The following is an 11435-nucleotide window of genomic DNA, read 5'->3' as shown; positions in this document are numbered from 1 at the left end:
CGACGATCGATGTGTCGGTGATCCCGCCGGTGCCGGTGTGCAGCGCGGTGTCGACCAGGTAGCTGCCTGATGCGGGTTGGGTGGAGGTGTAGAACACCACCCCGTTCTTCAGGTACGTCACCGTCGTGAGGTGAGACCCTCGTAGTGGTCCAGTTGTTGTGCGACTCTGAACAGAGGAGCAACGACGACCATGACCAAGAAGCGCCGGCGGCACACGCCGGAACAGATCATCCGCAAGCTGGAGGAGGGCCACCGGCTACTCGCTGGCGGGATGGAGCTCGACGAGGTGTGCCGACACCTTGAGATCGCGGAGTCGACTTGGCACCGCTGGCTCGCCCAGTACGGCGGGATGAAGGCCAACGACGCGAAGCGGCTGAAGGAACTCGAGGGCGAGAACGCCCGCCTGAAGAAGCTGCTCGCCGAGGCCGAGCTGGACAAGTCGATGCTCAAGGAGATCGCCGAGGGAAACTTCTAACCCCGAACCGTCGTCGCAGCGCCGTGAAGATGCTGTGCGAACGGTTCGGGGTCTCCGAACGACGAGCCTGCCGAGTGGTCGGTCAGCACCGCTCGACCCAACGCCTCGACCCGCCCGAGGTCACCGACGAGGAAGCTCGCCTGCGCGAGTTCCTGCGGGACTTCTCCAAGCGGCGTCCGAGGTGGGGGTGGCGACGGGCAGCCAAGGCCGCCCGCAAGGCGGGCTGGACGGTGAACGACAAGCGGATCCGCCGCCTGTGGCGGGACGAAGGGCTGCGCGTTCCGACCCGCAAGCGCAAGAAGCCGCTGCGCGGGATCGGCGCCCACGTCGGAGCGATGTGCCCGATCCGACCGGACGCCCTGTGGGCGTTGGACTTCCAGTTCGACACCACCGCCGATGGCCGCACCCTCAAGATGCTCAACGTGATCGACGAGTTCACCCGCGAAGCTCTCGCCATCGAGGTGGACCGCACCATCGACGCCGACCACGTCGTCGCCATCCTTGACCGCCTCGCTGCCGAACGCGGTCGCGCGCCCGCCTACGTACGGTTCGACCACGGTCCCGAGTTCATCGCCGCCTCCGTCGCCGACTGGTGCCGCTTCAAGGCCTGCGAGTCGGTGTTCATCGATCCCGGGTCACCGTGGCAGAACGCCTGGATCGAGAGTTTCAACGGCCGGTTCCGTGACGAGTTCCTCAACGGCCGCCACTTCGACAGCCTCCTCGAGGCGCGGGTGCTGATCGAGGACTGGCGGATCGACTACAACATCAACCGACCCCACTCCGCCCACGGCGAGCTCAGCCCCGCCGAGTTCGCCGCGAAGTGGACCATCAACCAACCCCAAGCCGCATAGCGGCTGGACCACTCAGCGGGTCCCCCTCACGACGATCTCCTGGTGACCGATCTCGGCTGACGTGAGTAGGGAGGCGGACCGCTACCGGATCGGCGGCAGGCGCGAGCGGAATCGGTCGATGGCCGTCATCCAGTGCGCACGGAAGATCGCGGCGATCACCACGTCCTCGAAATGGCCACCGACCCACTGGTGCTCGCGCAGCGTCCCCTCGACTTCGGCGAACTTGTCGAGGACCGAGCGGTACTGGCCGACCGCGGTGCGGTTGGCCTCGAGGTAGATCTTCCGAACGGGGAACTCGTTGAAAGCTTGCTCGATGATCGTGCCGAACGCCTTGATGCCGACGCCGGTCTGGTGAAGGTTCGGCGCCATGAATCCGGCGAGCGAAGACGTCTGGTCCCGTGGACTCGTCCCGTACGTCCGCACCAGTCCCTGGACGGCCCCGTTCACGACGACGCTGTATTGGAGGTGGATGTCCTTGGTCATCAACATCTCGAACTCTCGAGTGTCCATCGACGGACCGCCCATTCTCCACGTCCGGTAGACGATCGGATCACGGCAGAGCTCGTAGAGGCGCCCGAAGTGACTGGGATCGGTCGGCGTCAGGAAGAGGTCCGCGGACGGGCTCATGCCTCGTCCAGGGTGATCCGCTCGGCGGCCGCCCTCAACGCGGCCAGGTCGCCGCCGGCGACGACATCGGCGACGAGTTGCAGTTGGGGGCACGCCTCGAGCTGCGTCTGGAACGCTCCGAGCAGGTCTCCCTCGGCGTACCCGAGCTCGCCTGTCTCGCCCGACCCGAGGGCCGCGGGCTCGGTGTCGACGAGCGGTGGTCCCGCGTCGCCCCGGGCGAGCAGCACCACGAAGTACGTGACGCCGGTCGATGAGTCTCGGTACTCGAGTCCGAACGGTGACTGGATGAAGCTGAGGCTGAACGACTCCGTCGCGCCGACGTAGGTCGCGTCCTCGAACCGGATGCGATCGAAGCACGCGTTCGTCGCCCGCGCGTTCGCGACCTCGTCCGCGATGAATCCGTCCGCGAGGAGCGCGTCGACGTCGTAGATCGCCGAGGACGGTGGGGAGGCGTCGATCGTGGCCGTCGCCGGCACGGTGGAGGCGTGGCCCTCGCCGGCGATCGTCGTGGTCGGCGGAGGATCCGCGGTCGTCGGTGCGACCACCGAGCCGCTCGGCGCGGCTTGGTCGACGCGCGGGGTGGATGAAGGTGCCGGTGGCGCGCTCTCGGTGGTGGGGGCCTCGGCGACATCGGTCGTGTCCCCACCGCACGCCACCACAGCGCCGCAGATGAAGACGACGATGGCGCTCCTCGAGCGCCGTCTCATCCCACGACCGCCAACGCGACCGCTTCGGAGAGAAGCGCCTGGTTTCCGTTCGTCAGCGCGGCGACGAGCCAGCGGCGGAGCGCCTCGCGGGCGTTGATGTCGCCCGACACCGCCACGGAACTGAGCTTGGGAGACGCCAGGACGGGCGGGGCCAGCAGCTCGTCCGCGAGCGTGAGCTCGAGCTTGACCCGCGCGGTCGAGGCGTCGCCGGTCTCACCTGGCGCCCACCTCGCGACGCCACCTCGGAACGTGGCCGTCATGACCGCGCAGAGCACACCCCTCGTGAACGCCTCGACGACGATGCTGTCGTCGGCCGGCCGCTCCACAGCGGCCTGTTCCTTGGCCTCGGCGTAGACATCGATGCTCCGCGGGTCGCGGAGATCGTGTCCACCGGCCTCGCGGCGCATCGTGTCCTCGAGTTGACGCCGAAAGCGTCGGTCCGGCCGCAGCACAGCCGGGACCTCGATTCGGTTCAGCGTTGCCGCGATCTGCGCAGAGTTCTTCTGGAGGTCGCTCGCTCCGACGATGATCGTGTTCATGTCGTCAGTCCGTTCCGTGCAGCCACGCCGTCCGGCAGTACGCCTCCCAATGCAACGGGTACGCGAGGATGTTCGGATTCGATACTCCTCCGTATGAGGTCAGCACCGAGTTCACGGCGTTCCTGACTGCGGTCGAGTAGTAGTTGTGCCCACTCGACTGCTTGGCCGTGTTGAACGAGTAGCCGAAGATGTCGTTGAGCGAGTTGAGCAAGAAGTTGTTCATCGCCCATGATGTGGATCCATAGGCGACGTCATAGCTGTCGTCCATGTGGATGTGGTCGTGATGGGCGCTGTTGTAATGGTGGCCGAGTGAGTATTTGAACTTGCGGTGGCACGAGGCCTCGACGCCCATGGTGAACTGCTTGTCGTTGCCGTAGTTGTCGTTCCACCAGTAGCTGCGCGAGCTGAAGTCGAGGCCGACGAGGTCGAACGCGCCACCGTTCTCGTGACGACTGGTCGAGCCGCTGTTGTTCTGGTTGCAACCCTGAGGTGTCTTGTCGACCGCGGCACCGTAGTAGACGATCTTCGTCGGCTTGCCGGTATACGAGTTCGAGTACCAGAGGTCGACCCAGTTGTCGAGCCGAGGCTTGAAGTCATCGCAGCAGAGGAGCGTCGATCTGCTTCCGGGTTGGTAGGAACTCGTCGTGTAGTACAGAGGGACATCTGAGATCGATTGGCCCTGACTGTCGTTCCAGCCCGATGAGATACATCCGCATGACACGCGAGGCATGGTTACGCTCCTTCCGCTGCGAGTTGGCTGCCCGACGACACGACGCCATCACGGTGGTCGCTGACGATCGCTGCCGAGGCGACGAAGACCGCCCCGGACGTCGAGGCGACGTCGACGACGGCGCCGGGGCCCTCGGCGACGGTCTCGAGACCGAGCGCCGAGCTCATCCGGCTGCAACGCCAGAAGTCGGCGCCCTGTGCGGCGACGACCAGTGAGTCCGCGCTCCCGTCGACGAAGTACGTCTCCACGTCGGTACCGAGGGCGAGATCGGTGATCGCCGTTCCATCGTCGAGCCTGGCCAGCCTGACCGCACCAGGGAGGCTTTGCGCCACGACCGGCGAGTGCTCGACGTCGATGCAGCCGACGACTGGGTGCCTGTCGTCGACCCACCGCTCGCTCCACGTGGAGTCACCATCCGTGCGGGCGTACAGGCGGCTCTGCGTTTCGGCGTCGACGTCGTGGGTCGGTTCCTCGACCAGCGCGACGTCCAACCCATCCGGAAGACCCCAGACCCGACTGACGGTCGGAGGCAGCTTCGACAGGACCGGCGGCACCGCGGCGGCGGATGGCGGCCACACCGTCATCCCGGCCATGCCGAGATCGATGACCCTCCCACGGTAGGACGCCGGGAAGCGGGCTGGCGGCGCCGCCATGGCTTCGGCGGTGAGGTCGGGGTGCACGAGATACACCTCGCGCCGTCGCTCGTCGCACCCACTCATTGCGATTACCCCGTTCGAGACGGAGATGAGGCGCCCGCACGGCCCTGTGATGTGGATGGGTCCGAGACGGTCGGGCGGCGGAGCTGCACGCAATCTTCCCGGCTGCAAGGTGAACGACTGGAGGGCGATCGTCGCGCCCACGGCTCCAATGAAATCGCGCCGAGTCAACAACGCAATCACCTTCCCTTGACTGGTTCGCCAGTCCGAGCTGGGAACAATCGTCGTTCAGAAACGGGATGAAGGCCAGGGTCCTAGGTCCTCATGTCGATCGAATCGGCGAGATCGACGTCAGTTCGAGAGAAGAGATTGACGATCTCAGGCGGGTGCCGTCATACCGAAATGGGGGCTGGCGCTTGACCCGCCACGACCAACGAGCCGGATCGGTCCTCGTGCACAGCTCGAGCACCGACCGCGCAGCCGCCGTCGGCCACTGCGCAGGATGGTCGAACACGGTCTGCATCGGGTGGTCGATCATTCGAGTGTCACCGGTCGAGTCGGCGGCGGGCGACGAAGACGAACTCCTTGCCGGGGCGATCGGGGGCGTCTCTCACCTCGAGGACGTCGAATCCGTTGGCTGCCAACGAGGCGTCGATGGTCTCTCGTGACCGGAACCGCAACGTCGAGTCGGATGTCAACGTCTCGTCATCGACGACGTACGTCCACCGGAACGTGACCACGCCACCGTCGGCGCCCATCTTCACCCTGAGCACGTCGCACCACGTTTCGACGTCGTGACCGTCGAACCGGACCGTCGAGCGGGTCCGATCGGGCGTCCACTCCTCCCACGCTCGGCGTCGAGGATCCCGCGTCTCGAACACGAGGTGGCCGCCCGGCCGCAGCGCACCCCCGATGCCCCGCAGCGTCGCCGTCCAGTCGTCATCGTCGACGAAGACCTGCGCGACGTTGCCGGTCATCGTCGCGAGGTCGACGTCGAGCGGTGGTAACACCGTCGCGTCCGACTCGATCCAGCGCACGCTCCCGGCGTGAGGCTTGGCCGCCGCCACCCGGAGCGACGCGGCCGCCGGATCGACGGCGGTCACCATGCGGCCGCGTGCCGCGAACCGGCACGCGAGCTCGCCGGTGCCGCACCCGACGTCGAGCACTGACTGGGCGCCGAGCTCATCCGCGAGCGCGACGTATGCGTCGAGGTCGTCGCGGTCACCCTCGACGAGGTCGTACAAGGGGGCGAGGCGCGGGTCGGCGAACAGCGCGTCCGGGGCCACGCCGGTGACCGTACCCAGCGCCCGCGTGCCGTCGATCAGCGGTTTCGGGCTTGCAGGTAGGCGCGGCTCGCCTCACGCGACTCGCTGTCGAGCAACGCGGCCACCAGCGTGTCGGCGTCGTTGGCGTTCCTGGCGACGCCGGCGATCTCGTCCATCACGGCGTTGACGTGGGTCTTCGTCGCTCGCAGCGCGAAACCGGGCTTCGACGCGAGATCGGCCGCCAACACCTCGGCTGCGGCGATCAGCTGCTCCTCCGGCACCGCGCGGTTGAGGAATCGCAGCTGCAGCGCTTCGGCCGCGCCGAAGGGCCTGCATGTCAGCACGAGCTCTTTCGTGATCGCCGGGCCGAGCTCACGGACGAGTCGAGGGATGCCTCCCCAAGCGAGCGGGATCCCGAGATCGACCTCGGGGATCGAGAACGAGGCGTCGTCGGCTGCCAGCCGCAGGTCACACGCCGCGGCGAGCACGAGACCGCCCCCCACGCAGTGGCCGTGGATCGCCGCGACCGTCAGGGGCCGCACGTTCGTGAGTGCCTCCGCTGCGAGGCGACCGAGGTCGGCCGTCTCCCGGCTGGACATCCCGGTGTCGAGCCCGGTGAAGTCGCCGAGATCGAAGCCCGCCGAGAACGCACGGCCCGCGCCGCGCACGACGACCGCCTTGATCGTGGCGGTGGCCGTCAGCCAGTCGCAGGCGGCGGGGACCTCGGCGAGCAACTCGGCCGAGAGCGCGTTCAACCGGTCGGGCCGGTTCAGAAGGAGCGTGGCGACCGGGGCGTCCGTCGGGTGGATCAGCTTGATCGTGGCCAGTCGTGGCTTGCGCATGCCGCCAGCCAAGCACGCGGACGGCTCGCACGCCGCAGTGGCGCCTACGATCCCTGCGATGCCTCGCAAGATCGACATCGGTGGCTACTTCGAGGGCCTGACCCAACGCGCCCGTGGCGGTCGCCGACTCGACGACTCCATCGCGGCAGGCGAGCCCACCAACCGATCCGGCCGCTCGCGGTCGGGTCGCAGCGTCCGCGAGACGATCGAGGAGGCGCTCGACAAGGGACGCAAGCGAGCCGGCACGCGGCGCCGCCGGCCCGCGCCGGCGCCGAAGCGGGTCGACAGGCTCCCGCCCGAGGGTGTCGTCGCGATCGAGTACTCGCCGCGCCTCGACGGCGACCCCGACCCCGGCGAGGTGGTGTGGACGTGGGTGCCGTTCGAGGAGGATCCGGAGCAGGGCAAGGATCGTCCCGTCGTCGTCGTCGGCCGTCGCGGACGCAAGCTGGTCGGCGTTCCCCTGACCACCAAGCGATCGGGTCGAGAGGCCCAGATCGCGATCGGCAAGGGCGGCTGGGATCCGAAGCGCAGGAACAGCTACGCGCGCATCTGGCGGATGCTCGACCTCGACCCCGATCGCATGCGACGGGAAGGCGCCGTGCTCGAGCGCCGGCGGTTCGACGACGTCGTCGCCGCCGTCGACGAGTACTACGACGTCCACTACACCGACTCGGTCGCGGACGACATCGCCGACGACGACTTCGACTACGAGTACTGACGCCGGCTACTGACGCCCGACCGACGGTCCGCCGGCGCCGAGCAGCGAGCCCCGCCGGCCCTCGGCGGCGACCGCCTGCCCCACGCAGCGCGCAGCACACATCGCCGCGACCGCGTAGCGTCGGCCTGTGTTCGACATCGAGTTCGTCGACGTCACCAAGGTGTATCCAGATGCGCCGCCCGCGCTCGACCAGTTCAACCTCTCGGTGGTGGCGGGGGAGCTCTTCGGCCTCGTCGGTCCGTCGGGGTGCGGGAAGACGACCGTGCTCCGGATCTTGAGCGGCCTCGAGGAACCGACCGCCGGCCGGGTGATCGTCGGCGGACGCGACATCACGACCGTTGCCACCCACGAGCGGGGGTTCGCACTGATCACCCAGCAGAACCAGCTGATGGGCAAGCGAACGGCCGGCGGCAACATCCGCTTCCCGCTCGAGGTCGGCGACCCTGCGAACCGACCGACGAACCGCCAGGAGCTGGTCGACTTCGAGGCATCGCACCTGCGTATCGGGCACCTCCTCGACCGCCGCCCCTCGACGTTGTCGGCGGGCGAGCGGCGCATCGTGCAGCTCGCCCGCTGCATCATCCGGAGTCCGTCGACGTTGTTGATGGACGAGCCGCTGGCGTTCCTCGAGGACGACATGCGGTTGCGGCTGCGGACCGACATCGTCCGCGTGCACCGGGACCGCGGTCTGACGACGCTGCTCGCGACCGCCAGCCAGTCCGATGCGATGGCGATGAGCGATCGCATCGCGGTGATGTTCGACGGCATCGTGCACCAGATCGGGACACCGTTCGAGGTCTACGACCTGCCGGCGACGGCGCAGGTCGCCGCATTCCTCGGCGAGCCCGGGATGAACGTGCTGCCCGCCTCGGTGCGAGTGGCCGGCGGCGAACGGATCGTCGATGTGCTCGGTCTCGAACTGCGGATGTGGACACCGGTGCTCGACGACTTCGCCGGCCAGCCGATCCTCGTCGGCGTCCGGCCCGAGGACCTGGTGCCCGGTGGCAAGACCACCGAGAGCCTCGAGGTCCGCGTCGCCTCGGTCGAGCCGCTCGGTCGCCAGACGATCACCGAGGCGAGGACCGCCCACGGTGAGCGGATCGACTGCATCCTGCCCGGGATCGCACCGCCGATCGGCACCACGCTCGATCTCGGCGTGCCGACGAGCAGGCTCCACCTCTTCGACCCCATCACGCAGCACGCCGTGTACCACCCGCCGGCGACGTGATCGAGCGGCCGGGGAACCCCCCGTGGGGAACCTCGGGACGATCACCTAGCCTCACCACCGTGGCGAACGACGGCAAGACCATCAGGATCGGCCTGCTCGGCTGCGGCAACGTCGGCGGGGCGCTCGTGCCCCTGGTCCAGCGGCAGGCCGATGCGATCGAGGCCCGGACCGGCCTCCGGTTGGACATCACTCGTGTCGCGGTCCGCAACATGTCCCGCGACCGCGGGGTCACACTCGCCGATGGCGTCCTGACCCGTGACGCCCACGCTGTCGCGACCGATCCCGACATCGACCTGGTCGTCGAGGTGATCGGCGGCATCGAGCCGGCTCGCGAGCTGATCAGCGCCGCGCTCGTCGCCGGCAAGCCGGTGGTCACCGGCAACAAGGAGCTGCTCGCCAACGTCGGCGCCGAACTGTTCGCGACCGCTGACGCGAACGGCGTCGACCTGCTGTTCGAGGCGGCCGTGGCGGGCGGCATCCCGCTGATCCGTCCGCTGCGCGAGAGCCTGCGCGGCGAGCCCGTCACGCGGGTGATGGGCATCCTGAACGGCACGACCAACTACATCCTCACCAAGATGAGCGAGGAGGGCGCCGAGTACGGCGAGGCGCTCGCCGAGGCGCAAGAGCTCGGCTACGCCGAGCGCGACCCGACCGCCGACGTCGAGGGCTACGACGCCGGCGCCAAGGCGGCGATCATCGCCTCGATCGCGTTCGGCGCGAAGGTGGTCGCCGGCGACGTGTACCACGAGGGCATCAGCGGCGTAACCTCGGCCGACATCGAGGTCGCCCGCCGGCTCGGCTACGTCGTGAAGCTGTTGGGCATCGCCGACCGTGACCCCGCAACCGGCGATGTCGCCGTCCGCGTGCATCCGTCGATGGTGCCGGTGCACCACCCGCTGGCCAGCGTGCGCGAGAGCTACAACGCCGTGTTCGTCGAGGGCGACGCCGTCGGCTCCCTCATGTTCTTCGGCCGCGGCGCCGGCGGCGCGCCCACCGCGTCGGCCGTGCTCGGCGACGTGATCGATGCCGCCGTCAACCTCTCGAAGGGAACCCACGGCACGATCGGCTCGTTCGGCAAGGCGACGATCCGGGCGATCGACGAGACCAGTGCCGAGTACCTCGTCAGCCTCGACGTCGCCGACCAGCCCGGCGTGCTGCACGCAGTCACCGGTGTGTTCGCCGAGCACGGCGTCAGCATCCGGGCTGCCGAGCAGGAAGGCATCGGCGCCGACGCACGGCTCGTCTTCATCACGCACCAGGCGCGCGAAGCCGACGTCCAGGCCACCGTGCGCGACCTGCGCAACCTCGACGTCGTGCATCGCTTCGGTGGCTTCATCCGCGTGATCGGCGCCTGAGATGCGGTACGTGTCGACGCGCGGAGCAGCGCCCGAGCTCGGGTTCGCCGACGTGTTGCTCGCCGGGTTGGCCGGCGATGGCGGGCTGTACGTGCCGGCCGCGACGCCGGCGCTGCCCGGCCTGACCGGTGTCCACGACTACGCCGACGTCGCGGCGGCCGTCGTCGCACCGTTCGTCGGTGACGACATCGACGCCGACACGCTCACCCGGCTGTGCCACGAGGCCTACGCCACGTTCCGCCACCCGGCCGTGGTGCCGCTGGTGCAGATCGACGACCGGCACTGGCTGCTCGAGCTGTTCCACGGCCCCACGTTGGCGTTCAAGGACGTCGCCCTCCAGCTGGTGGGGCGCCTGTTCGACCACGTCCTCGCCGAGCGTTCCGAGCGGGTGACGATCGTCGGCGCGACGAGCGGGGACACCGGCTCGGCGGCGATCGACGGTGTCAAGGGCTGCCGCAACGTCGACATCGTCATCCTCTACCCGGCGGGTCGGACGAGCGAGGTCCAGCGCCGCCAGATGACCACCGTCGACAGCCCCAACGTGCACACGGTGGCGATCGACGGCACGTTCGACGACTGCCAGGACCTGGTCAAGGCGATGTTCGGCGACGCGGCGTTCCGGTCGGAGATGCGCCTGTCCGCGGTGAACTCGATCAACTGGGCCCGCGTCATGGCCCAGATCGTCTACTACGTGACCGCGTCGCGGGCGTTGGCCGAGGCGCCGACGTTCTGCGTCCCGACCGGCAACTTCGGCAACGTGCTCTCGGGGTGGATCGCACGCGAGATGGGTGCGCCCATCAGCGACTTCATCGTCGCGTCGAACGAGAACGACATCCTCACGCGCTTCATCAACGACAACGACATGTCGACCCGGGAGGTCGTGCCGACGCTGAGCCCGAGCATGGACATCCAGGTGTCGTCGAACTTCGAGCGGCTCCTGTTCGAGATGAACGACCGGGACGGCGGTCTCACGGCCGAGCAGCTCGAGCGTTTCCGTGCGGTCGGCAGGCTCGACGTCGAGGCCGACCAACGGGCCGAGTTCATCGACGGCAGCTTCCGGGCCGCGCGCTGCGACGACGATCAGACCATCGCCGAGATCCGGCGCATGCACGCCGAGACCGGACTGAGCATCGACCCGCACACCGCCACGGGCGTCGCCGCGGCCCGCCGGCTGGGTAGCGACCGCCCGATCGTGACGCTGGCCACCGCGCACCCCGCGAAGTTCCCCGACGCGGTCCGCGACGCAACCGGCCGCCAACCCGCGCTGCCCGAGCATCTCGCGGACCTGTTCGACCTCGACGAACACACCGTGGCGCTGCCGAACGACCTCGCCGCCGTGCAGTCGCTCGTTCGCTCGGTGTCGCGCGTCGGCGCCTGAGCGCCCGCGCCAGGGCGGCGTTCGCGACCAACGGCTCGGTGTCGGCTCGTGCGCCTCGCTGCTC

12 protein-coding genes are annotated in these 11435 nt (G+C 68.6%); 5 read left to right on the top strand and 7 right to left on the bottom strand.

Features of this window, described 5'->3' with window-relative positions; translation table 11 throughout:
- Positions 1–190 precede the first annotated feature (190 nt).
- Positions 191–1326 (top strand): IS3 family transposase gene (locus QNJ12_RS11330; RefSeq protein WP_300622753.1). Its coding sequence is split into 2 segments (ribosomal slippage): positions 191–458 and positions 458–1326, totalling 1137 coding nucleotides; the frame shifts between segments, so codons are not numbered across the junction.
- An 81-nt stretch (positions 1327–1407) separates the two neighbouring features.
- Here QNJ12_RS11330 and QNJ12_RS11325 read toward each other — a convergent pair.
- The 7 genes from QNJ12_RS11325 to QNJ12_RS11295 form a co-directional block, all read right to left on the bottom strand.
- The gene (locus QNJ12_RS11325; protein ID WP_300622752.1) at positions 1408–1953 is read right to left on the bottom strand and encodes a GNAT family protein; all 546 of its coding nucleotides are present in this window, start codon (positions 1951–1953) and stop codon (positions 1408–1410) included.
- The gene (locus QNJ12_RS11320; protein WP_300622751.1) at positions 1950–2660 is read right to left on the bottom strand and encodes a hypothetical protein; all 711 of its coding nucleotides are present in this window, start codon (positions 2658–2660) and stop codon (positions 1950–1952) included. Before QNJ12_RS11320 ends, QNJ12_RS11325 begins: the two co-directional genes overlap by 4 nt.
- Positions 2657–3199: a hypothetical protein gene (locus QNJ12_RS11315; RefSeq protein WP_300622750.1), complete on the bottom strand. Its 543-nt coding sequence runs from the start codon at positions 3197–3199 to the stop codon at positions 2657–2659. Before QNJ12_RS11315 ends, QNJ12_RS11320 begins: the two co-directional genes overlap by 4 nt.
- Positions 3200–3203: 4 nt before the next feature.
- Entirely contained in the window at positions 3204–3929 is a 726-nt protein-coding gene (locus tag QNJ12_RS11310) for an extensin family protein (protein WP_300622749.1), read from the bottom strand.
- 2 nt (positions 3930–3931) lie between these two features.
- The gene (locus QNJ12_RS11305; protein ID WP_300622748.1) at positions 3932–4609 is read right to left on the bottom strand and encodes a hypothetical protein; all 678 of its coding nucleotides are present in this window, start codon (positions 4607–4609) and stop codon (positions 3932–3934) included.
- A 521-nt stretch (positions 4610–5130) separates the two neighbouring features.
- Positions 5131–5871: a class I SAM-dependent methyltransferase gene (locus tag QNJ12_RS11300; RefSeq protein ID WP_300622747.1), complete on the bottom strand. Its 741-nt coding sequence runs from the start codon at positions 5869–5871 to the stop codon at positions 5131–5133.
- A 35-nt stretch (positions 5872–5906) separates the two neighbouring features.
- The gene (locus QNJ12_RS11295; protein WP_300622746.1) at positions 5907–6692 is read right to left on the bottom strand and encodes an enoyl-CoA hydratase/isomerase family protein; all 786 of its coding nucleotides are present in this window, start codon (positions 6690–6692) and stop codon (positions 5907–5909) included.
- Positions 6693–6750: 58 nt separating this feature from the next.
- Between QNJ12_RS11295 and QNJ12_RS11290 the strand changes: the two genes are divergently transcribed.
- From QNJ12_RS11290 to thrC, 4 genes are all read left to right on the top strand, one after another.
- A complete protein-coding gene (locus QNJ12_RS11290) occupies positions 6751–7410 on the top strand; it encodes a type II toxin-antitoxin system PemK/MazF family toxin (protein WP_300622745.1) in 660 nt (219 codons plus the stop codon).
- 127 nt (positions 7411–7537) lie between these two features.
- On the top strand, positions 7538–8638 hold the full coding sequence (locus QNJ12_RS11285) for an ABC transporter ATP-binding protein (protein WP_300622744.1): 1101 nt from the start codon (positions 7538–7540) through the stop codon (positions 8636–8638).
- Between the two features lie 59 nt (positions 8639–8697).
- Complete coding sequence (locus QNJ12_RS11280; RefSeq protein WP_300622743.1) at positions 8698–9993, top strand: homoserine dehydrogenase; 1296 nt, start codon at positions 8698–8700, stop codon at positions 9991–9993.
- Position 9994: 1 nt separating this feature from the next.
- Positions 9995–11371: a threonine synthase gene (gene thrC, locus QNJ12_RS11275; protein ID WP_300622742.1), complete on the top strand. Its 1377-nt coding sequence runs from the start codon at positions 9995–9997 to the stop codon at positions 11369–11371.
- The last annotated feature ends 64 nt before the right edge of the window (positions 11372–11435 follow it).

Origin of the sequence: Ilumatobacter sp. (assembly GCF_030065885.1) — a bacterium.
Lineage (GTDB): Bacteria > Actinomycetota > Acidimicrobiia > Acidimicrobiales > Ilumatobacteraceae > Ilumatobacter.
This window is presented reverse-complemented; position numbering and strand designations above follow the sequence as displayed.

Excerpts from the sequence above, each read along its gene's own strand:
- QNJ12_RS11325 (WP_300622752.1), bottom strand. The coding sequence starts at position 1,953 with ATGAGCCCGTCCGCGGACCTCTTCCTGACGCCGACCGATCCCAGTCAC.
- QNJ12_RS11320 (WP_300622751.1), bottom strand. The coding sequence starts at position 2,660 with ATGAGACGGCGCTCGAGGAGCGCCATCGTCGTCTTCATCTGCGGCGCT.
- QNJ12_RS11315 (WP_300622750.1), bottom strand. The coding sequence starts at position 3,199 with ATGAACACGATCATCGTCGGAGCGAGCGACCTCCAGAAGAACTCTGCG.
- QNJ12_RS11310 (WP_300622749.1), bottom strand. The coding sequence starts at position 3,929 with ATGCCTCGCGTGTCATGCGGATGTATCTCATCGGGCTGGAACGACAGT.
- QNJ12_RS11295 (WP_300622746.1), bottom strand. The coding sequence starts at position 6,692 with ATGCGCAAGCCACGACTGGCCACGATCAAGCTGATCCACCCGACGGAC.
- QNJ12_RS11290 (WP_300622745.1), top strand. The coding sequence starts at position 6,751 with ATGCCTCGCAAGATCGACATCGGTGGCTACTTCGAGGGCCTGACCCAA.
- thrC (WP_300622742.1), top strand. The coding sequence starts at position 9,995 with ATGCGGTACGTGTCGACGCGCGGAGCAGCGCCCGAGCTCGGGTTCGCC.